Annotated in this window: 17 protein-coding genes; 9 read left to right on the forward strand and 8 right to left on the reverse strand. The window is 74.0% G+C overall.

All coding sequences use genetic code 11. From position 1 onward, the window contains the following. Positions 1-56 precede the first annotated feature (56 nt). From A4R25_RS03900 to A4R25_RS03915, 4 genes are read left to right on the forward strand one after another with little or no spacing between them, the layout of a single operon-like run. Positions 57-881: an ABC transporter ATP-binding protein gene (locus A4R25_RS03900; RefSeq protein WP_043323336.1), complete on the forward strand. Its 825-nt coding sequence runs from the start codon at positions 57-59 to the stop codon at positions 879-881. A 28-nt stretch (positions 882-909) separates the two neighbouring features. Further along, complete coding sequence (locus A4R25_RS03905) at positions 910-1899, forward strand: iron-siderophore ABC transporter substrate-binding protein (RefSeq protein ID WP_043323338.1); 990 nt, start codon at positions 910-912, stop codon at positions 1897-1899. 5 nt (positions 1900-1904) lie between these two features. Next, positions 1905-4007 carry an iron ABC transporter permease gene (locus tag A4R25_RS03910; protein ID WP_064445627.1) on the forward strand — a complete coding sequence of 701 codons (2103 nt, stop codon included), beginning with the start codon at positions 1905-1907 and terminating at the stop codon, positions 4005-4007. A 45-nt stretch (positions 4008-4052) separates the two neighbouring features. Next, positions 4053-4955, forward strand: coding sequence for a siderophore-interacting protein (locus A4R25_RS03915; protein WP_064445628.1), 903 nt, complete (start codon positions 4053-4055; stop codon positions 4953-4955). Between the two features lie 46 nt (positions 4956-5001). On the opposite strand, the gene A4R25_RS03920 is transcribed toward A4R25_RS03915, so the two are convergent. From A4R25_RS03920 to A4R25_RS03935, 4 genes are read right to left on the reverse strand one after another with little or no spacing between them, the layout of a single operon-like run. Next, complete coding sequence (locus A4R25_RS03920) at positions 5002-6786, reverse strand: IucA/IucC family siderophore biosynthesis protein (RefSeq protein ID WP_064445629.1); 1785 nt, start codon at positions 6784-6786, stop codon at positions 5002-5004. Then, the gene (locus A4R25_RS03925; protein WP_064445630.1) at positions 6783-7367 is read right to left on the reverse strand and encodes a GNAT family N-acetyltransferase; all 585 of its coding nucleotides are present in this window, start codon (positions 7365-7367) and stop codon (positions 6783-6785) included. The genes A4R25_RS03920 and A4R25_RS03925 overlap by 4 nt, the downstream gene beginning before the upstream one ends. Continuing rightward, positions 7364-8638, reverse strand: coding sequence for a lysine N(6)-hydroxylase/L-ornithine N(5)-oxygenase family protein (locus A4R25_RS03930; protein ID WP_064445631.1), 1275 nt, complete (start codon positions 8636-8638; stop codon positions 7364-7366). The genes A4R25_RS03925 and A4R25_RS03930 overlap by 4 nt, the downstream gene beginning before the upstream one ends. 26 nt (positions 8639-8664) lie before the next feature. After that, entirely contained in the window at positions 8665-10218 is a 1554-nt protein-coding gene (locus A4R25_RS03935; protein ID WP_064445632.1) for an aspartate aminotransferase family protein, read from the reverse strand. Between the two features lie 228 nt (positions 10219-10446). On the opposite strand from A4R25_RS03935, the gene A4R25_RS03940 reads away from it, so the two are divergent. Beyond that, entirely contained in the window at positions 10447-12483 is a 2037-nt protein-coding gene (locus A4R25_RS03940) for a penicillin acylase family protein (RefSeq protein WP_064445633.1), read from the forward strand. Then, positions 12480-13037, forward strand: a complete 558-nt coding sequence (locus A4R25_RS03945; protein ID WP_064445634.1) for a GNAT family N-acetyltransferase — start codon at positions 12480-12482, stop codon at positions 13035-13037. Before A4R25_RS03940 ends, A4R25_RS03945 begins: the two co-directional genes overlap by 4 nt. A 13-nt stretch (positions 13038-13050) precedes the next feature. Here the strand turns inward: A4R25_RS03945 and A4R25_RS03950 are convergent, their stop codons facing one another. Next, positions 13051-15276: a hypothetical protein gene (locus A4R25_RS03950; RefSeq protein ID WP_043323352.1), complete on the reverse strand. Its 2226-nt coding sequence runs from the start codon at positions 15274-15276 to the stop codon at positions 13051-13053. A 526-nt stretch (positions 15277-15802) separates the two neighbouring features. On the opposite strand from A4R25_RS03950, the gene A4R25_RS31685 reads away from it, so the two are divergent. Both A4R25_RS31685 and A4R25_RS03960 read left to right on the forward strand, forming a co-directional pair. Continuing rightward, entirely contained in the window at positions 15803-16207 is a 405-nt protein-coding gene (locus tag A4R25_RS31685; protein ID WP_231915422.1) for a hypothetical protein, read from the forward strand. A 22-nt stretch (positions 16208-16229) separates the two neighbouring features. Beyond that, on the forward strand, positions 16230-17459 hold the full coding sequence (locus A4R25_RS03960; RefSeq protein WP_064445635.1) for an epoxide hydrolase family protein: 1230 nt from the start codon (positions 16230-16232) through the stop codon (positions 17457-17459). Between the two features lie 53 nt (positions 17460-17512). Here A4R25_RS03960 and A4R25_RS03965 read toward each other — a convergent pair whose 3' ends face one another. Both A4R25_RS03965 and A4R25_RS31390 read right to left on the reverse strand, forming a co-directional pair. Beyond that, positions 17513-18478 (reverse strand): N-acetylmuramoyl-L-alanine amidase, encoded by a 966-nt coding sequence (locus A4R25_RS03965; protein ID WP_064445636.1) that lies wholly within the window; start codon positions 18476-18478, stop codon positions 17513-17515. Beyond that, positions 18478-18630, reverse strand: a complete 153-nt coding sequence (locus A4R25_RS31390) for a hypothetical protein (RefSeq protein ID WP_166456009.1) — start codon at positions 18628-18630, stop codon at positions 18478-18480. The genes A4R25_RS03965 and A4R25_RS31390 overlap by 1 nt, the downstream gene beginning before the upstream one ends. Before the next feature lie 210 nt (positions 18631-18840). Here A4R25_RS31390 and A4R25_RS03970 point away from each other — a divergent pair, with 210 nt between their 5' ends. Continuing rightward, the gene (locus A4R25_RS03970; RefSeq protein WP_064445637.1) at positions 18841-20076 is read left to right on the forward strand and encodes a glycoside hydrolase domain-containing protein; all 1236 of its coding nucleotides are present in this window, start codon (positions 18841-18843) and stop codon (positions 20074-20076) included. A 55-nt stretch (positions 20077-20131) separates the two neighbouring features. On the opposite strand, the gene A4R25_RS03975 is transcribed toward A4R25_RS03970, so the two are convergent. Further along, positions 20132-21022, reverse strand: coding sequence for an SGNH/GDSL hydrolase family protein (locus A4R25_RS03975; protein ID WP_043323357.1), 891 nt, complete (start codon positions 21020-21022; stop codon positions 20132-20134). Positions 21023-21035 lie beyond the last annotated feature (13 nt).

Genomic DNA, 21035 nt, shown 5'->3' on the forward strand with positions numbered 1-21035 from the left:
TCGGGCCGAAGGACCGGCTTGACAGGATGAAAGAGTCTTAGGTTAGCCTAACCTGCGTGACGAGCGAAGTTGCGCGGGCCGACGGCCTGACGGGCAGTGAGCTGCGGCTGGGCTACCACGGCAAGACGGTGGTGCACGACGCCGCCATCACGCTGCGCCCCGCGGCGGTGACCGCGCTGGTCGGCCCGAACGGCAGCGGCAAGTCGACGCTGCTGCGCGGGCTGGCCCGCCTGCACCCGCTGGAACACGGCGAGGTCGTGCTCGCCGACGGCACCCCGGCCCGGGCGCTGTCCCCCCGGGACTTCGCCCGCCGGGTCACGCTGCTGGCGCAGAGCCGCCCCACCCCGAGCGGGGTCACGGTGCGGGACGTGGTCGGCTACGGCCGGCACCCCTACCGGCAGCGGTGGCGCGCCGGCGACCCCGACGGGCCCGCCGCGATCGACCGGGCCATGACCGTGACAGGTGTCGACGGCATGGCCGGCCGGCCGGTCGACGAGCTGTCCGGCGGCGAGCTGCAACGCGTCTGGCTGGCCACCTGCCTGGCCCAGGACACCGCGATCCTGCTGCTGGACGAGCCCACCACGTTCCTGGACCTGCGCTACCAGGTGGAGATCCTCGACCTGATGCGCGACCTCGCCGACACCGCCGGCGTCGCCGTCGGCGTGGTGCTGCACGACCTCAACCAGGCCGCCGCCGTCGCCGACCAGGTCGTGCTTCTGCACGAGGGCCGGGTCCGCGGCACCGGCACGCCGCACGAGGTGTTCACCGAGGCGGCGCTCACCGAGGCGTACGGCATCCGCGTCGAGGTGATCGTCGACCCGGTCACCAACCTGCTCTCCACACGTCCCGTCGGCCGGCACACGACCCGTATCCCCGCCTGACCGATCCCTGCACACAGAAGAGAAACCGATGCTGCGTACCCGCCTGACCCTGCTCGCCGCCGCCGCGGCGAGCGCGCTGCTGATCGCCGGCTGCGGCACCACCGAGGAGCCCGCCGCCGCACCGTCCTCCTCCGACGCCGCGCCCACCGGCCCGGTCACCGTCACCGACAGCCGGGGCAAGACCATCACGCTCAAGAGCCCCGCCACCAAGGTCGTCGGCCTGGAGTGGGGCGAGGTCGAGATGCTCGTCGGCCTCGGCGTGATGCCGGTCGGCGTGGCCGACCCCAAGGGGTACGCCACCTGGGTGACCGCCGCCCCGCTCGACCCGAGCGTCAAGGACGTCGGCACCCGGGGTGAGCCGAGCGTCGACTCCATCGTCGCCCTCCAGCCGGACCTCGTGGTGATGGAGGCCGAGCGCGGCTCCGCCGTCGTCACCCAGCTGGAGAAGTACGTCCCGGTGCTGGTCACCAAGGGCAGCGACGCCTCCGACAACATCGGCCGGATGCGCTCGGACCTGAAGATGATCGCCACCGCGACCGGGCGCACCGCGCAGGCGGACAAGCTGCTCGCCGACTTCGACGCCGCGCTCGCCGACGGCAAGAAGAAGATCGCCGACGCCGGTGCGGCCGGCAAGCAGTTCGCGATCGCCGACGGCTGGAAGGAAGGCAGCACCGTCTCGATCCGGATGTTCGGCGAGGGCGCGCTCGTCTCCCAGCTCGGCATCCAGCTCGGCCTCAAGAACGCCTGGACCGGCAAGACCGACGAGATGTGGGGCCTGGGCCAGACCGACGTCGAGGGCATGACCGTCCTCAAGAGCCAGGACCTGCACTTCTTCTACAACGCCTCGGACGGCACCGACGTGTTCGCCGACGGCCTCGCCGGCAACGCGATCTGGCGTTCCCTGCCGTTCGTCCAGCAGAACAAGCTGCACAAGATGCCCAACGGCATCTGGACCTTCGGCGGCACGCTCTCCGCCAAGCAGTACATCGACGAGCTGGTCAAGGTCTACACGGCTTGAGCGCGATGACCGCCCCCGCCCCACCGGGGCCGGCCACCCGGCCGGCCCCGGCCGGGCCGCCGCCCGCCCGGCGCAGCCGGGTCGCCGGCGCGTTCGCCCTCGCCGCCGCGCTGCTCGTCGCGATCACCGCGGTGCACCTCACCCAGGGCACCTCCTCGGTCGGGGCGCTGGACCTGCTCCGGCTGCTCACCGGCGGCGACGACGAGACCGCCCGGGTGCTCGTCGCCTCCCGCCTGCCCCGGCTGCTCACCGGCCTGGCCGTCGGCGTCGCGCTCGGCTTCGCCGGCGCGGCGTTGCAGTCGACCACCCGCAACCCGCTCGCCTCGCCGGACACGCTCGCCGTCAACGCGGGCGCGCACCTGGCGATCGTCTCCACCGCCGCGTTCGGGATCGCGCTGCCCGCGCTGCCCGCCGGCGGGCTGGCGTTCTGCGGCGGACTCGCCGCCGCCTCCCTGGTCATGCTGCTCTCGGCCGGCGGCCAGGCCGCCACCACCCGGCTCATCCTCGCCGGCTCGGCCACCGCGATGGCGCTGTCCTCGCTGACCATGCTGCTCATGCTGCTGTTCGAGCAGGCCACCATCGGCCTGTTCGCCTGGGGCAACGGCTCGCTCGTGCAGGGCGACCTGGTCGCGTTCACCCAACTCGCCCCCGTGATCGCTGTCGCCGCACTGGTGCTCGTGGCACTCGGGCACCGGCTGGACCTGCTCGCCCTCGGCGACGACACCGCCACCGTGCTCGGGCTCAACGTGCGTCGTACCCGGCTCACGGTCGTGCTGCTGGCGGTGCTGCTCTCCGCCGCGGCGGTCACCCTGGCCGGCCCGATCGGCTTCGTCGGTCTCGGCGCGCCGGTGATCGTCCGGCTGCTCGGCAAGTGGGTGCCCGAGGTGCACCGGCACCGCGTCCTGATGCCGCTGTCCGGCATCGTCGGCGTGGTCATCGTGCTCGGCTCCGACGTGCTGCTGCGCGCCGTGCTCGGCGGCCAGGCCGGTGTCGACGTGCCGACCGGCGTGGTGACCACGCTCTTCGGCGCGGTGCTGCTGGTGTGGCTGGCCCGCCGCCACCGCGACGCCGGACCGACCCGGCAGGCGCCGGGCGGCCACGCCGCCGTGCGCTCCCGCGGCTTCGTTGCCGCCGTCGTCGCGGTCTGCGCGGTCGTCGCCACCGCCGCGCTGGTGCTCGGCATGCTCGCCGGTGACACCTGGGTGCTGCTGGGCGACATCGTCAACTGGGTGCAGGGCCGCACCGGACCGGCGTACACCTTCGTGCTGGACGCCCGCTGGCCGCGCGTCGCCGCGGCGCTGCTGGCCGGCGCCGCGCTGGCCCTGGCCGGCACCACAGTGCAGGCGGTCTGCCGCAACCCGCTGGCCGAGCCGGGCATCCTCGGCATCACCGGCGGCGCCGGCATCGGCGCGGTGTCGCTGCTGACGTTCGCGCCGATGGCCGGCGTGCTCGCCCTGTCCGGCGCCGCCGGTCTCGGCGCGGTCGTCGCGTTCGCGCTGGTCTACGGCCTGGCCCGGCGGCGGGGACTCAACTCCGACCGGCTGGTGCTGATCGGGTTCGCGGTCTGGCAGGGCGGTACCGCGATCATCACGTTCATCGTGGTGTCCTCCGACCCGTGGAACACCGGCAAGGCGCTGACCTGGCTGTCCGGCTCCACCTACGGGCGCACCGCCCCGCAGGTGCTGCCGGTGGCGATCGCGCTGCTGGTCGCGCTGCCGGTGGTGGCCGCCGTGCGCCGCGAACTGGACCTGCTCGCGCTCGACGACGACACGCCCCGGGTGCTCGGCGTCCGGCTGGAACGCGCCCGGCTCGTCGCGCTCGGCCTGGCGGCGCTGCTCACCGCCACCGCCGTGTCGGCGGTCGGCGTGATCGGCTTCGTCGGCCTGGTCGCGCCGCACGCGGCCCGGGCGCTCGTCGGCGGGCGGCACACCCGCGTCCTGCCGGTCGCGGTGCTGCTCGGCGCCACCCTGGTCAGCCTCGCCGACACGCTCGGCCGCAGCGTCATCGCCCCCGCCCAGGTCCCCGCCGGTCTGGTCACCGCCATGATCGGCACCCCGTACTTCGTCTGGCTGCTGTGGCGTTCCCGCGCCGCCGCGGCCGCCCGTTGACCCGTTCGCCGACGAACCACCCCCCGCACGTGAGAGGAATGACGCATGACCAGCACCCTGGCCGTCGCGCCCTGGCGAGTCTTCACCGTCGAGGTCCGCGCGCTACGCCGGCTCGGCCCGTCGTTCCTGCGCGTGACGCTCACCGGCCCGGACCTGGACCGGTTCGCCGACAACGGGTACGACCAGCGGATCAAGCTGGCCCTGCCACCGGTCGACGGCGCGTCGGGGGAGCTGCCCGACGGGCCGGACTGGTTCCCGCGGTGGCGTGAGCTGCCGGACGCGCTGCGCAGCCCGATCCGCACCTACACGGTCCGCGCGGTCCGGCCGGAGGCGTACGAGGTGGACGTGGACATGGCGCTGCACGGCGACGGCGGCCCGGCCACCCGCTGGGCCCGGCGGGCCCGCCTCGGCGACCGGATCGCCGTGGTCGGCCCGGACGCCGGCTGGGACGGCCCGCACGGCGGTGTCGAGTTCCAGCCGCCCGCCGGGGCGACGCTGCTGCTGGCCGGCGACGAGACCGCCGCGCCGGCGATCTGCGCGATCCTGGAGCGGCTGCCCGCCGACGCGCGTGGGCACGCGCTGGTGGAGGTGCCGGAGACCGGCGACGAGCTGCCCTGCCGGCCCCCGGCCGGCGTCACGGTGACCTGGCTGCCCCGCGACGGCGTCCCGCACGGCAGCCGGCTCACCCCGGCCGTGACGAGCCTGGCCGGCCGGCTGGTGCCGGTACCTGTCGCGGCGGGCGCCGCACCGCTGGCCGAGGTGGACGTGGACCGGGACATCCTCTGGGAGGTGCCGGAGCGGCCCGACGGCGCGGCGCTCTACGCCTGGCTGGCCGGGGAGGCGGCGGTGATCCGCGGCCTGCGGCGGCACCTGGTCACCGAGCGGGGCATGGACCGGCGCGCGGTGGCGTTCATGGGCTACTGGCGGGCCGGTCGCGCGGAGAACTGATCGTCTCGCGGGAGCGGGCCGGCGCACGACGCGCCGGCCCGCTTCGTCATCCGCGCGGCGCGTACGGGGCGAGCGGGTTGACCAGCGTGCCGGCGAACTGCAACGCGGCCGACGGGTCGGACAGGTCCACCATTTGCTGGTTGTTGCGCAGCTGGAGCCGGTTGAGGCAGGACAGCGTGAACTCCGGCGCGAACAGGTCGTGCCGGCGCATCCGGTCGGCCAGGTGCGGCACCGTGGCGGCGTAGTCGGCGGCGCACGCGGCGACGGTGCGCCAGAACTCGGCCTGGTCGAGCACGCCCCGGGTGTGCAGGGTGGCGCTGAGGTGCCGCAGGAAGCAGTCGAAGACGTCGGTGAAGATGGACAGGATCTTCTCGTCCTCGGGTACGGCGGCCCGGATCCGCCGGACCCGCTCCGGCAGGTCCGCGTCCGGGTCCATCACCACGATCTCCTCGGCGATGTCCTTGAACACGACCCGCTCGACGACGCCGTCGCGCAGCACCAGGATGACGTTCTCGCCGTGCGGCATGAACGCCAGGTCGTGGGCGTACAGGCTGTGCAGCAGCGGCACCAGGTAGGCGTCCAGGTAGCGGCGCAGCCAGTCGGCCGGCGCCAGCCCGGACTCGTCGATCAGCGCCGCGGCCAGCGACCGGCCGTCGCGGTCCAGGTGCAGCAGCGAGGCCATGGTGGCCAGCCGCCGCCCGGGTTCCAGCCCGGGCACCGGGCTCTCCCGCCACAGCGCCGCCAGCATCTTCCGGTACGGGGAGTAGCGATCGGTGGCCGCCTCGTACTGCCGGTGCCGGTAACCGATCGCGGCGCGCTCCCGGATGATCGACAGGCCGGTGCGCTTGAGCACCGGGTCGCCCTCGATCAGCCCGGCCAGCCAGTCGTTGATCGCCGGCGTGGCCTCCATGTACGCGGCGGACAGCCCGCGCATGAAGCCCATGTTCAGCACCGACAGCGCGGTCTTCACGTAGTGCTTCGCCGGGTCGCTGACGTTGAAGAAGGTGCGGATGGACTGCTGCGCGAGGTATTCGTCCGGCCCCTCGCCGAGGCAGACCAGCCGGCGCGCGGCCACCTCACCGGCGAACGTGACGGCGAGCTTGTTCCACCACTGCCACGGGTGCACGGGGACGAACAGGTAGTCGGCCGGGTCCAGGCCCAGCCCGGTGAGCGTGCCGGTGAACCCGGCCAGCGTCGCCTCGCCCAGCTCGGCCCGCATCAGCGTGTCGTAGTCCAGGTCGTCGGCGCAGGTGAAGGTGGTGTGGTCGCGGTGCGCGGCGAGCCAGAGCAGCCGTACCGGCGCGGCGGCCTCCGGGGCGTACGCGCGGTACTCGTGCACGCCGAAGCCGAGGCGGCCGTTGTTGGCCACGAAGCAGGGGTGGCCCTCGGTCATGCCGGTCTCGATCGCCTGGAACCCGGCGGCGGCCAGCTCGGCGGCGCTCACCGCGGGCTTGGCGAGCTTGTACGCGGTTCCGGCCAGCGTGGAGGTGATCTCCTCCAGGTAGACCGGCAGGATCGCGTCGGTGAGGCCGAGCGCGCCGCGCAGCTCCACGCACAGATCCACGGCGTCCGGCGGCAGGTCCGCGCCGTCGCGGCGGCGCACGATGCTGTCCGCGTCGACCTCCCAGTGGTCCAGCGCCAGCCGCCGCGCGGCGAACCGGTACTCGACGGCGGCGTCGTCGCTGCGGACCAGCCACTGCCCGGGGCCGGTGGGCTCGGGGGTGATCAGGCGCTCGTGGGCGAACTCGGCGAGCGCCTTGCGCACCAGCAGCCGGTTGGCGGTCGCCCACGCCTCGGGGGTCAGGTGGTCCACTGCTGCGCTGGCGTTCACGCCGGTGCCCCTTCCTCGCCTGCGGGCGCGCCGGTGGCGGCCCGGAACTGGTCCCGGGTGCAGACGCTGAGCAGCGCCTCCTTCTCGGGCTTGCGGATCGGGCCGACGACGGTGAAGCCGACGGCCGCGTTGAGCGCGTGCACGGCGGTGTTGCGCACGTCCGGTTCCACCACCACGCGGCGGGTCGCCGGGTCGGCGAACAGCCAGGCCATCACCGTGGTGATGACGGCGCGGGTGAAGCCGTGCACCGGCGTGTCGGCGGGTGCGCAGAGGAAGTGCATGCCCACGTCGCCGGGCTCCGGGTCGTACAGGCCGACCAGCTCGACGTGCGCCGGGTCGTACCGTTCGGCCAGGAACGCCGGGGTGCCGCGCCACGACCCGAGGTACGCGTCGTGGTGCGGGTGGTCGGCGATGCGCCGGTACTCGGCGGCGACCGCGGCCACGTCGGCGTCCTGCATGAGCCAGAACGCGGACTTGGGATGGGTGACCCAGCGGTGCAGCAGCGCGGCGTCGGCGTCCGGGTCCAGCGGGCGCAGCGCGAACTCGCCCAGCGCGTCGTCGACGCGGGTGAACGCGCTCACGCCGGCGCTCCGAACTCCTGGAAGGCGATGCTCTTCTCCACCGGGTAGTGCTCGCGGCCGGTCATCTCCCGGATCAGCCACGAGTTGCGGTACGGGCCCATGCCCAGGTCCGGCGAGGTGATGCTGTGCGTGTGCGTGCCCCCGTTCTGCAGGAACACCCGGCGGCCGGTGTGGTCGACGCTGTAGTTGCGGGCCACGTCGAAGCGGCCGTGCGCGTCGAAGCGCAGCCGGTCGCGTACTGGCGCGAGGAACTCCGGCACCCGGTAGTGGTAGCCGGTGGCCAGCACCAGTCCTGCGGTGTCCAGCGTGAACGCGCGGTCCTGCTCGGTGTGGCGCAGCCCGAGGCGGTAGCGGCCGTCGGCGTACGCCGCCTCGACCAGTTCGGTGTTCGTCAGCAGGCGGGTGGGCGCCGGTCCGTGCAGGCTCTTGGCGTACAGCAGGTCGTAGATGTCGTTGATCAGGTCGGCGTTGATGCCCTTGAACAGCGGCTTCTGCGCGGCCTCCAGCGCGTAGCGGGTCGGCTCGGGCAGCGCGTGGAAGTAGTCCACGTAGTCCGGCGAGGTCATCTCCAGCGTGAGCTTGGTGTACTCCAGCGGGAAGAACCGGGGCGAGCGGGTCACCCAGGTGAGCTGGTAGCCGTACGTGTCGATGTCGCCGAGCAGGTCGTGGTAGATCTCGGCGGCGCTCTGGCCGCTGCCGACGATGGTGATGCTGTCCTTGGCCCGCAGCGCCTCCCGGTGTTCCATGTAGCGCGAGTTGTGGATCATGTCACCGCCCAGCCCGGCGCAGGCCGGCGGCAGGTACGGCGGCGTGCCGGTGCCGAGCACGAGGTGCCGGGCCCGGTGGGTGACCGGCCCGTCCGGCGTGTCGGCGCGCACCACGTACCGGTCGTCGGTCGCGTCGTACTCGACGGCGGTGACGGCGTGCCGGAAGCGCAGGTTCGGCAGCTTGGCGGCGGCCCAGCGGCAGTAGTCGTTGTACTCGGCGCGCAGCGGGAAGAAGCTCTCCCGGATGTAGAACGGGTAGAGCCGCCCGGTCTCCTTCAGGTAACTCAGGAACGAGTACGGCGAGGTGGGGTCCGCGAGCGTGACCAGGTCGGCGATGAACGGCGTCTGGAGCCGGGTCGATTCGAGCAGCATGCCGGGATGCCAGTCGAAGCTGTCGCGGGCCTCCAGGAACAGCCCGTCGAGGTCGTCGATCGGTGCGGTGAGGCAGGCCAGGCCGAGGTTGTAGGGGCCCAGCCCGACGGCGATGAAGTCGTGGGTCGACATGGGGTTCTCGTTCTCCTCGACGGGGGTCAGCCGACCGGGCAGGACAGCTCGGCGGCAGCGGTCCGGGCGTACCAGGCGGCGTGGTCGGCGATGAGGTCCAGCACGTGGGCGATGTCGTCCACTGTGGTCTCGGGGTTGAGCAGCGTGAGCTTCAGGTGGTGCGCGCCGTCGACCTTGGTGCCGGCGACCAGGGCGGCGCCGGAGGCGGCCAGCGCGTCGCGGGCGTGCAGGTTGGCCTCGTCGGCCAGGTCGGGCGGAAGGCCGGACGGCCGGTAGCGGAAGACCACTGTGCTCAGCTGCGACGGTGCGGCCACCTCGAAGCGCGGGTCGGCGTCGAGCCGCTGCCACGCCTGCGCCGCGAGGTCGACGACCTGGTCGAACAGCTCGCCGACCGCGTCCGGCCCCATGATCCGCAGGGTCAGCCAGAGCTTGCAGGCGTCGAACCGCCGCGTCGTCTGGATGCTCTTGTCGACCTGGTTCGGGATGCCCTGCTCGACCGCGCGGGCCGGGTTGAGGTAGTCGGCGTGCCAGGTGGCGTGGCGCAGCGCCCGGCCGTCGCGCACCAGCAGCGCGCTGGAGCTGACCGGCTGGAAGAAGGACTTGTGGTAGTCGACTGTCACCGAGGTGGCCCGCTCGATGCCGTCGAGCAGGTGGCGGCGGGTGGGGGAGACGAGCAACCCGCAGCCGTACGCGGCGTCGACGTGCATCCAGACGCCCGCATCGGCGCAGATGTCGGCGATCTCGGGCAGCGGGTCGATGCTGCCGAAGTCGGTGGTGCCGGCGGTGGCGACCACTGCCATCACCACCTGACCGTCGCGGTGGCAGCTGTCGATCGTGCGGGCCAGCTCGTCGGCGCGCATCCGGCGGGCCGCGTCGGTGGGCACGGTGAGCACCGCGTCGGCGGCGAGGCCGAGCAGCTTGGCGGCCTTCTGCACACTGAAGTGCCCGGCCGCGGAGGTGATGACGCGCAGCCGGGACAGCACCTGCGGCCGGTCCGGCCGGGTGGCCGCGCCACCCACCGCCCGGCGGTACGCCTCCTCCCGGGCCAGCAGCATGGCCTGGAGGTTCGACTGGGTGCCGCCGCTGGTGAACACCCCGTCGGCGGTCGGACCCAGCCCGATCCGCCCGGCCGTCCACTCGATCAGGCGCCGCTCCATCAGGGTGGCCCCGGTGCTCTGGTCCCAGGTGTCCAGTGAGGAGTTCACCGCGCTGAGCACCGCCTCGCCGAGCAGCGCCGGGATGACCACCGGGCAGTTGAGGTGGGCCAGGTAGCGCGGGTGGTGGAACCACACCGCGTCGCGTAGCCACACGTCGTGCAGCTCGTCCAGGGCGGCGTCGGTGTCGCCGAGCGGGCGGTCGAGGTCGATGCCGCCGATGAGCGGCGCCAGCTGGTCGGGCGTGACGCCGGTGAACGGCGTGTCCACCTCGCCGACCCGCCGGGCGACCCGGTCGACGCCGCGCGCCAGCACGTCCCGGTACCGCGCGAGCGAGCCGGCGTTGAACAGGTGGTCGCGGGCCGTGGCGGCGGCGCGGCCGGTGTCGGTGGGCGCGGCGCCGGTCGGGCTCCCGATCGAACTCATGCGACTTCCCAGCGGTCGTACGGACAGGACGTGCGGCCACAGCCGCGGCGATCAGGTTAGGTTAGGCTCGCCTAACTAGCAAGCGCGACTCGGTGCGCTTTGTCCTGGAACTACCGCCGGTTGGCGCCTGCCGCGTGTCGCGGTAAGGTCGCCCTCGGTTAGGGGAGGTTATCCTAAGTTGACTGTGGAACGGAACCGCCGCCCGGCGCGCCGAGGCGGGCCGAGACGGTGACGCGCGTCGATTGCGATCAGTGGGGCGTGCCGCAACTGTGGGCCGGTGACGCCGACGCGCTGGCCCGTCTGCAGGGGCGTGTCGCCGCGACCGACCGGGCGTGGCAGATCAGCGTCGAACGATGGCGTGCCGAGGGCCGCCTGGCCGCCCACGTCGGACCGTCCGAGCTGGCGTGGGACCGGTTCGCCCGCCGCGTACGGCTGGACGACACCGCCCGGCGCTGCTACGAACGGCTGGACCCGGACACCCGGCGGTGGGTCGAGGCGTACGTGGACGGGGTCAACGCCGGACTCGCCGAGGGCGCCGCCGCCGCGCCCGAGTTCGCCGCCACCGGCGCCGCGCCCGAACCCTGGCGCCCCTGGTCGCCGCTCGGCGTGTTCCTCGTCCAGCACGTGCTGTTCTCCACCTTCCCGAACAAGCTCTGGCACGCGCACGTGGCCCGCACGCTCGGCCCCGATGCGGCCGGACTGTTCGCCGTGGAAGGACCGGCGTCGTCGGGCAGCAACGCCTGGGCGCTGCCCGCCGACCCGGCCACCGGGCGCGGCCCGCTGATCGCCGGCGACCCGCACCGGCTGCTCGAACTGCCCGGCGTCTACCAGCAGGTCCGGCTGGCCTGCCCGGAGTTCGACGTGGTCGGCCTCGCCTTCCCCGGTGTGCCGGGCCTGCCGCACTTCGGCCACACCGGCCACGTGGCCTGGGCCGTCACCAACGCGATGGCCGACTACCAGGACCTCTACCGCGAGCGGCTGCGCCGCGACGGCGACCGGGTGCTGGCGCGCGACGCCGACGGCTGGACCCCGGTCGCGCGTCACGTCGAGGAGATCAAGGTCCGCGGCGGCGACCCGGAGACGGTCGAGGTGATCGAGACGCCGCGCGGGCCGGTGATCGACCACGACCGGGTCACCGGCGAGGCCATCGCGCTGCGCGCCCCGAGCCGGGTGGAGGCCCGGCTCGGCTTCGAGGCGCTGCTGCCGCTGCTGCGCGCCCGGCGCGCCGCCGACGTCGCCGACGCGCTGCGCCACTGGGTCGAGCCGGTCAACAGCGTGCTCACCGCCGACACCGAGGGCGGCGTCCGCCGTCTGGTCGCCGGCCTGGTCCCGGTACGCGACGAACGGTGCCGCCGGGAGCCGGTGCCGGCCTGGGAGCCGGCCTACCGGTGGCGGGGCGACTACGTGCCGCCGGTGGACGAGCGGGTCGACGGCGTGGCGGTGTGCGCCAACGACCGCCGCGACGACGTCGCAGCGCACGGTGTCGACTTCGCCCCGCCGCACCGGGCGCGCCGGATCCGCGCGCTGCTCGCCGAGGGCGCCGAGGCGTCCACAGTGCACACCGACGACCGGCTCCCGGCCGGCCCGCTGTACCGGCTGCTCGACCGGCTCGACCCGGGCCGGCTCGACGAACCCGCCCGCGCGCTGCTGCGGCGGCTGCGCCGATGGGACCGGGCGATGGCGGGCGGGTCGGCCGAGGCGGGCGCGTACGCGGCCTGGCGGGCGGCGCTGGCCCGGCGGCTGCGCGTACACCCGGGGTTGCGTGCGCTCGACGAGCCGTGCGGGTTCGACGAGTTGTTCGCCCCCTGGACCGACCCGGCGGCGCGGATCGGCCTGGCGCTGGATCACCTCGCGGCCGGGTTCGACCTCGCGGAACCGGCGGCCGAGGCGCTGGCCGAGGTGGCCGCCGGCCCGCCGCCCGGTGAGTGGGGCAGCCGGCACCTGCTGCACCCGGTGCACCTGGGCGTCGCCCCGGCGGTCACCGACGCGGTGACCGCGATGCGGGAGCGGGTGGCGCTGGCCGGTGACACCGACTGCGTGCTGGCCACCTCCAGCGTGCCGGGCGTCTCCGACGCCTGCTGGCGCGGCCCGGTGGCCCGCTACGTGTGGGACCTGACCGACCGGGCGGCCAGCGGCTGGATCGTCCCGTTCGGCGCGTCCGGGCGCCCCGGCGACCCGCACTTCGCCGACCAGCTGACCCACTGGGCCGCCGGGACGCTGATCCCGGTGCCCGCCGGCCCACTGACGGGAGACGAGACGACGTGATCCACCTGGAGTCGATTTCCGGCCTCGGCGCGCTGGCGCTGGAGCCGCTCCGCCCCGAGCGGGACGCCGGCCTGCTGCACGGCTGGGTGATCCGGCCCCGCAACCGGTTCTGGGGCATGGGCTCGCACACCGTCGACCAGGTACGCGACATCTACGCGTTCGTCGACGGGCTGGAGACCCACCACGCGTACCTGATCCGGCTCGACGGCGAGCCGATCGGGCTGTTCCAGACGTACCAGCCGGAGGCGGACCCGGTCGGCGAGCGTTACCCGGTGCAGCCCGGCGACGTGGGGATGCACCTGCTGCTCGACCCGCCCCGGCGGTACCCGCGCGGCGTGACCGGCGCGGTCTTCCCGGCCCTGATGCGGTTCCTGCTGCGTGACCCGGCCGCGCGTCGCGTGGTGGCCGAGCCGGACGTGCGCAACGACGCCATGCTGCGCCGCCTGCGCATCGAGGGCTTCACGTTCGGCCCCGACATCGACATGCCGGACAAGCGGGCGAGGCTGGCGTTCCTCACCCGGGAGCGGTTCGAGGCGGAGCACCCGCCCGCGTGAAGCCATGCCCGCGTCACGGCTCGGCGGCGCGCAGCCGCCCGGCCAGGTCCCGCACCGTCTCGGCGTACGCCGGGTCGTCCTCCGACGGGAGGTGACCCTTTATCGGCGGGGGGACGCTGTCCCAGGGCGGGGCGACCAGGCTCTCCGGATCCCGGAGGCGACGGTCCACAGTTGCCTCCGGGCCGGTGACGCGGGCCGGCTCGTCCGGGCGGTGCGGGGAGAAGATCCATCCGCCCAGCGCGTCGGTGTCCCGCCACAGGTTGCGCCAGCGCCAGCCGATCCGGCCGCCGATCCCGCGCAGCATCTCGCCGCCGACGTAGGCGGGGAACAGGCGGGCGTAGAGCCGGCGCAGCGGCGAGCTGTAGGTGAGCAGGGCGACCCGCGCGCTGACCTCCGCCGGTAGCTGCAGGACGGTGGCGGCGACGAGCACCGAGCCGTGGCTGTAGCCGGACAGCAGCACCCCGTTGCCGCTGTGCACCAGGTACGTGATGCGCCGGGCCAGCTCCGGCACGGCCCGCTCGGCGTAGCAGGGCGGTGCGAACGGGTGTGCCGCCCGGGGCCAGAACGTGGCCAGGTCGAAGAGCACGCCGACGTGGTGCCGGAACCCGGGACTGCGGTAGGCGAAGATCCCGGCGAGGATGAGGGCCAGCACCGCCGCCGAGATCGCCACCCCGCCCACCTCGATGCCGAACATGACCAGCTCCGCCGGGACGTGCGTGCGGTGCTCCAGCGTCTCGCCCGGATCGGGACGGACCAGCGCCATCGCGGTGGTCGCCGCGCCCAGTCCGGCCATGACGGCGAACAGCACCGCCAGCGGCACCAGCAGGTCGGTGAACCGGGCCCGCACGATCATCGTCCGGACCTGCCGCAGCCGGGGCGCCGCCTCGGCCGGCGGCGACGGGAAGTCCCGCTCGACGATCGCCCCGGCGGCCCGCATCCGGCCGCGCCGGGACACCAGCGCCACCACTGCCGCGACCACCAGGGTCACCAGCAGCGCGCGGAAGAAGCCGTAGATCGCCCAGGTGTACGCGTGCGCCGGGCCCGGTATGTCGTCCGCCGGGGACACGCCCCGGTCCAGCAGGTCGGCGGTGCGCTGGACCAGCTCGGCGGAGTACGCCACCGCGAGCCCGCCCGCCGCCGCGGCTACCACGAGCGCCCCGAGCCCGTTCGGCGGCTGGTGGCCGCGGACTCGTAGGCGGTGCCAGATCAGCACCGCGGCCAGGCCGCCGAGCAGTACCGCATGCGTGACCAGCAGCCAGGTCAGGATCGAGCCGTAGCCGGGCAGCCCGCCGCCGGCACGCCAGCGGGCCGGGGCGAACAGCAGATACCCGGCCACCACGACGGTGAGCCCGATCGCGGTGCCGCGCAGCACCCGGGCGACCCGGTCACGTCGCGGGTCGGTGGGCGCCCGGTCGACGAGCGGCGGCACGCAGACCAGGACCAGGCAGGCGAGCAGCACCGCGCCGGTGACCGCCAGCAGCACCGCCACCGTGGGCGGGACGCCCTGCGCGGCCCGGGCGGCGAGGAGACAGCCATCGAGGGTGGCGAAGGCCGCCGCGATGTGGATCGAACGCAGCCGGCCCATCAGCGGCTCGGTGTCCCACTGGCCGATCGTGCTCAGCGGAGGCCCGGCCGTCGCCCGCTCCGGCGCCCGGAACGCGGTGAACGAGCGTCCCGGCCGCCGGGAGCCCCACCAGACCAGGCTCACCGCGGCCGCCGGGACCAGCGCCAGCACCACCAGCCGCAGCCCGACCGGCCGCCCGCCCATCCAGGACAGCCACTCCCGGTCGGCGACGCACGCCGGGACGGACAGGCACTGCCAGGCCACCAGGTCCAGCGCGACCCCGGCCCCGGCGAGCACGTACAACGCGGTCAGGCTCAACCCCAGCACGCGGCACAGCGCCCGCACCACCGCGCCGCCGACGGCGTCCCCCGGCCGCATCCACACGGCCACGTTGAGCAGCATGAAGGGCATCAGGAACAGCAGCGAGAGGGTACGCAGCGCGGTGCCGGACGGCAGGTCGTTCCACTGGTACGCCTCCAGCGTCACTCCGCTCGCGCCGCGCCCGTCGGCCAGGTCCGGACGGGGACGGTAAAAGCCGGCGCTGCGGTCGCCCGCGACCTGCCGGACCAGCGGCCGGCCCAGCACCTCGGCGGCCCCGCCCGCGGAGACCCCGTGCACCCGCAGCTCCACCACCTCGCCCGGCGGGGCCTGCGCCCGCCCTGGTCCAGCCGTCATCGACCCTCCGCGACGTCCCGGCCGCCCACGCCGCCTGGCACGGCCCGCCCTCGGGTGGCGCAGCGTCCTACCCCGCCGGGCGGCGGGCAAACGCCCGCGCACCTGCCTCGGGCGGCCGTTCGAAGCCGTGCCGTCCGGGTAACCGCCGACGGTCCGCCGAGGAAGGGGTCCCGCATGACCGGTGCTTCGCGTGACGACCTTGCCGTGGCGACCCGGCTGCCGCCGATCGACGTCCGCCGGTGGGTGAACTCCGCGCCGCTGACGCCGGAGGAGCTGCGCGGGCGCGTGGTTCTGGTCGACGTCTGGGAGTACACCTGCGTGAACTGGATCCGCACCGCCCCGTACGTGCGGGCGTGGCACCGCGACTACCGGGATCTGGGGCTCACGGTGATCGGCGCGCACGCTGGCCGACCGCTGGGTCGGCGAGGGCGGCTACGACCGCACCGAGACGGAGATCCGGCGGCTGGTCGAGTCCGCCGCGCCCGGGACCGCGCTGCCGCCGGTCACCCCGGAGGTGACAGCGTTCGTGACGAGCCGGCAGCCCACGTACGCGGGGATCACCCCGGAGACCTATCTCGGCGCCGAGCGGGGCGTGCCCGGCACGTACGCGCTCACCGGCGACTGGCGGGTCGAGGGCGAGTACGTCGAGGTCGCGGGCGGCGACGCCGAACTGGTCCTGCCGTTCACCGCCGGGGAGGTGAACCTGGTGGCCGACCCCGGACCGGCGGGACCGGCCGGGGTTCGCGTGCTGCTGGACGGGAAACCGGCCGCTGACGCGCGCGGTGCCGACGTGGACCCGGACAGCCGGGTCGTCGTCGACCGGGCGGCCATGATCCGGCTGGTCGACGGCGCGCCGCCGGGGGAGCACCGGCTCACCCTGCGCGCCGAGCGGCCCGGTCTCCGCGCGTACGTCTTCACGTTCGGTCCCTGACCCGACCCGAGGAGGACAACCCGTGGCCGTCAAGACCCTGACGCCGACGCGTACCGGCGCCGACATCCGCGAGTTCCGCGTCGACGTGCCGGAGGCGGACCTGCAGGACCTGCGGACCCGGCTCGCGGCCACCCGGTGGCCAGAGCGCCAGACGGTGGACGACCAGTCCCAGGGTGTGCCGCTGGAGACCAGCCAGGCGCTGGCCCGGTACTGGGCGACCGAGTACGACTGGCGCAAGGTCGAGGCGCGGCTCAACGACCTGCCGAACTTCGTCACCGAGATCGACGGCCTGGACATCCACTTCATCCACGTCCGGTCCCGGCACGACGACGCGCTGCCGCTGATCGTCACTCACGGGTGGCCGGGATCGGTGATCGAGCAGCTGAAGATCATCGGCCCGCTCACCGACCCGACCGCGCACGGCGGCCGCGCCTCGGACGCGTTCCACCTGGTGATCCCGTCGATGCCCGGCTACGGCTTCTCCGGCAAGCCGGACGGGCCCGGCTGGGACCCGCAGCACATCGCCCGCGCCTGGACCGAGCTGATGCGGCGGCTGGGTTACACCCGGTTCGTGGCCCAGGGCGGCGACTGGGGCGCGCTGATCACCGACATGCTCGGCGTGCAGGCGCCGCCGGAGCTGGCCGGCATCCACACGAACATGCCGTGCGTGGTGCCGCCGGACATCGACGCGCTGCTGCAACGCGGCATCACCGGCGTGAACAACCCCCTCGCGGAGCTGCCGGCCGGGCTCTCGAACGAGGAGCGGGCCGCCTGCGAGCGGATCGACTTCTTCTGGAAGCACTCCGCGTACGCGCTGATCATGACGACCCGCCCGGAGACGCTGACGGCGCTCGCCGACTCGCCGGCCGGGCTGGCGACGTTCATGCTCGACCACGACGCAGCCAGCCTGGATCTGATCTGCGCCGCCTTCGCCGGCCGGCCCGGCGGCCTGAGCCGCGACGACATCCTGGACAACGTCACGCTCTACTGGCTGACCAACACCGGCGTGTCCTCGGCCCGGCTGTACGCGCAGAACGCGCTGTCGTTCTTCGCCGCGAAGGGCGTCCGGGTGCCGGCCGCGGTGAGCCAGTTCCCGGACGAGATCCTGCTCGCGCCGCGCAGCTGGGCGGAGCGGGCGTACCCGAACCTGATCCACTACAACCAGCTGGACCGGGGTGGGCACTTCGCCGCCTGGGAGCAGCCGGAGTTGTTCGCGCAGGAGATGCGGGCGGCCTTCCGCTCGCTGCGCTGACTGCCGGGACGGATGCGGCCGGGTGGGATGTCCACCCGGCCGCGTCCGCGGATTCAGACCTCGGTCAGCCGGACCGCGTCGGCGATGACCAGGCCGGCGGCGGCGCTCCACCGGCTGACCGCCACCCGGTTGGCGTCGCCGGCCGGCAGCGTGAACGTGCCGAGTGAGCGCCACTGCCCGCCGGTCGCCCGCTGGTCGACGGTGACCGTCCGGTTGCCGGTGGTGGTGGCGACGATGTACGGCGTGGCCGCGTTGTAGCCCGCGTTCGCCGGCCACCACGCGTCGACCCGGTAGTTGCCGGTACGGGGGACGTTGAACTTGTACCAGGCGGCGTCGCTCGCGGCGACCGGGTCCGCGTACCGGTAGTCGGCGCCGTAGCGCTGCCCGGAGTAGGTCGAGGTGCCCCAGTTGGCGCTGGCGGTGAACCGGCCCGCGGTGGCGTTGTCCACCGTCGACGTCCAGCCGGTGCCGCCGCCGGCCATCTTGGCGGCCACGTCGGCGCGCATCGTGTTCAGGTCGATGAAGGACGGGTCGATCTTGCCGGTGGTGCTGGTCTCCCGGTGCCCCCGGGCGTAGCTGGAGTCCCGGCCGAGCCGCTTGAGCACGGCGGCGGTGGCCGCGATGCTCGCGTTGTACTGGGCGGTGGTCATTCGCTGGTCGACGCCGTTGTAGTCGATCTCCCAGCCGATCATCAGCGTGTTGCCGTCGCCGGCCGGGATCGGGCCGCTGCCGCCGCTGGTGCCGGCGTGGTTGCACCGGCCGGCCGAGATCACGTGGAACACGCCGTGGTAGTCCACGAGCGCCTGGCAGAGCGGGCCGGGCAGGTCGGAGCGGCCGTTGATGCAGATGTTCAGCGCCGGGTGCGGGTTGGTGGCGCTGGACGTGGCGGCGGTGTGGTGCCAGAGCACGCCGATCGGGTCGAACGAGCCGGAGCGCATCCGGTTGAGCCAGTCGCCCTCGACCACCACCTGCACGCCGGCGCCGCGCAGCACGTCAACCAGCCAGGGAATGGTGGCCATCACTGCTCCCGGAGCAGGTCGGCGAGGCACTCGGCCTTCGGCGCGGCGTGCGCCGTACCGGGACGGACGGCCACCACGAGGGCGGCGGCCGCCAGGGCGGGTACGCCGAGCAGACCTCGGCGTCGCAGACGGGGGGATCGTGACGTGGGCATGGCGCTCCTCGGGTGACGGCGCAGTAACGATCGACGCTCGTGAGTGTGGGCACGCTATCCCGGCGTCGGGCGCTCTGTCGATACCCTTCAATGATCGTTTCCATTGTGAAAACTTTCGCCACCGCCATCTGTCGTCGTTCGTCGATGCGTGGTAGAAATCCTGCCCAAGTCTCGCCGTCGAGCGAGGAATCCTTCACAGGAGGGGCGCCGATGAGAGCGTTCGTCACGGCCCTGACACTTCTCGCTGTGGCCGCGGCCGCGGCCCCGGCCATCGCGGCCGCCCCGGCCGCGGCCGCCGCCACTGTCGCCGCGGTCGGCCCGCAGCCCGGCACGTTCACCGGCAAGGGCTTCGACACGTGCACCGCGCCGTCGCAGGCCGCGATGGACGCCTGGCTGACCGCCTCGCCGTACCGCGCGGTCGGCGTCTACATCAGCGGCGCCAGCCGCACGTGCGCCCAGCCCAACCTGACCGCGACCTGGGTCGCCGACCAGACCCGCAAGGGCTGGCGGCTGATCCCGATCGAGCTGGGCTACCAGGCGCCGTGCGGCACCCGTACGCCGAAGATGTCCGCCGACCCGGCCACCGCCCGCGGGCAGGGCCGGACCGCGGCGGACAGCGCGGCCGCCGCCGCGACGGCGCTCGGCATCGGCGCGGGCAGCACGCTCTACAACGACATCGAGCAGTACCCGTCGAACGCGAGCTGCCGGGCCGCCGTGCTCTCCTTCCTCTCCGGCTGGGTCGAGCGGCTGCACACGCGCGGCTACCTCGCCGGCATGTACTCCAGCGGCTCGTCCGGCATCACCGATGTCTGCGCCGCCTACGACGACACCCGGTACCTGCGCCTGGACCAGATCTGGATCGCCTGGTGGAACGGCGTCGCGGACACCGACGGGGGCACGTACTGCGCCGACGACCGCTACGCCGACCAGCAGCGCCTGCACCAGTACGCCGGGGACGTCACCGAGACGTGGGGCGGCGTGACCATGAAGATCGACCGCAACTACCTGGACGTACGGGCCGGCACCCTGCCCGCGTCGTGGAGCGTCACGGTCGACAACGCCACGTCGGGCGGGTTCAGCGCGGGCGCGGCCTGGGGCGCCTCCGCGTACTCCGGGCAGCGCTACGGCGCCGACTACCGCTTCGCCACGCCGGTGGCGGCCAGCGACGTGGCCTGGTTCCGGGCGAGCCTGCCCGCGACCGGCGCCTACGAGGTGTCGGTGTGGTACCCGGCCGACCCCGGCTACAACGACCGCACCCCGTACCTGGTCGCCACCACGACCGGCAACCGGTCGGTGGCGGTCGACCAGCGCACCGGCGGCGGACGCTGGGTCTCGCTCGGCGTGTTCACGCTCGCCGCCGGCGCCGGGGACAAGGTCGGGGTGAGCCGCTGGAGCGCCGGGACCGGGTACGTGGTCGCCGACGCGGTCCGTATCACCCGGGTGTGAGCTCGCGGGCCGTGAGCCGGTTCCGCCTCGGCGGGGCCGGCTCACGGCGTCCGGGTCAGCTCAGGTGCGCCAGCAGGGCGGTGGCCATGCCCTGCTCACCGCGGGCGTTCGGGTGGAACGGCGCGGCCGAGTTCTGCGGCACCAGCCCCTCCACCCAGCGGGTGCCGCTGCTCTTGCACGCGTCCCGGCCGATCGACGGGGTGTAGACGTCGGCGTAGCTGGCCCCGCCCGCCGCCGCGGTGTCGGCGAGCATCGTGTTGAGCGCCTTCTGGACGCCGCGCAGGTACGGCACGTCCTGGTAGGCGATCGGCACCACCGGCCAGCAGCCGTACCCGCTGTCGGGCAGGATCGCCGGATAGCCGAGCACCACCACGCGCGCGTTCGGCGCGGCCTGGCGGACCGCCCGCAGCACGGCCGTCACCTTCGGCGCGGCGGCGGCGATCCGGGCCCGCAACTGGTCGGTGCCGCCCGCGGTGAACCGGTCCTTGCAGGGCGACCCGAGCGGGCTGCTCACGCTCGCCTCGGCGCAGTCGCCGATGATGCCGGAGAAGCCGATGTCGTTGCCGCCGATCTGGACCGTGACCAGCGCCGTGCTGGCGGTGACCGCGTTGACCTGCGGTGGCAGCGCGATGCCCAGCGCGCCGTCGCCGCCGTACAGGATGTCCTCGGTGGTGGCCCCGGAGCAGCTCACGTCGGTGAACGACGACGAACCGGCGGACGCCGCGACCAGGGACGGGTAGTTGCGGTTGGAGCGCAGGCAGTTCAGGTCGACCTGGGTGGGCACGAGCGGGGCGGAGGTGTAGGAGTCGCCGAGCGCCACGTACCGCCCGGTGGGCGCGGCGGCGACGGCGGGCGCGGTGGCCGCGAGCAGCACGCCGGCGGTGGCGGCGGCGACCGCGGCGAGTCTGGTGGCGGTCCGCATCAGCGGCAGGCGGGGACGGTTCATGGGGCCCTCCCGG

It is taken from the genome of Micromonospora sp. NBRC 110037, assembly GCF_001652995.1.
Lineage (GTDB): Bacteria > Actinomycetota > Actinomycetes > Mycobacteriales > Micromonosporaceae > Micromonospora > Micromonospora chalcea.

Bases quoted from the DNA above. Each gene is read 5' to 3' on its own strand.
- A4R25_RS03905 (WP_043323338.1), top strand. From the start codon at position 910: ATGCTGCGTACCCGCCTGACCCTGCTCGCCGCCGCCGCGGCGAGCGCG.
- A4R25_RS03910 (WP_064445627.1), top strand. From the start codon at position 1,905: ATGACCGCCCCCGCCCCACCGGGGCCGGCCACCCGGCCGGCCCCGGCC.
- A4R25_RS03915 (WP_064445628.1), top strand. From the start codon at position 4,053: ATGACCAGCACCCTGGCCGTCGCGCCCTGGCGAGTCTTCACCGTCGAG.
- A4R25_RS03930 (WP_064445631.1), bottom strand. From the start codon at position 8,638: ATGTCGACCCACGACTTCATCGCCGTCGGGCTGGGCCCCTACAACCTC.
- A4R25_RS03935 (WP_064445632.1), bottom strand. From the start codon at position 10,218: ATGAGTTCGATCGGGAGCCCGACCGGCGCCGCGCCCACCGACACCGGC.
- A4R25_RS03950 (WP_043323352.1), bottom strand. From the start codon at position 15,276: ATGACGGCTGGACCAGGGCGGGCGCAGGCCCCGCCGGGCGAGGTGGTG.
- A4R25_RS03965 (WP_064445636.1), bottom strand. From the start codon at position 18,478: ATGGCCACCATTCCCTGGCTGGTTGACGTGCTGCGCGGCGCCGGCGTG.
- A4R25_RS31390 (WP_166456009.1), bottom strand. From the start codon at position 18,630: ATGCCCACGTCACGATCCCCCCGTCTGCGACGCCGAGGTCTGCTCGGC.
- A4R25_RS03970 (WP_064445637.1), top strand. From the start codon at position 18,841: ATGAGAGCGTTCGTCACGGCCCTGACACTTCTCGCTGTGGCCGCGGCC.
- A4R25_RS03975 (WP_043323357.1), bottom strand. From the start codon at position 21,022: ATGAACCGTCCCCGCCTGCCGCTGATGCGGACCGCCACCAGACTCGCC.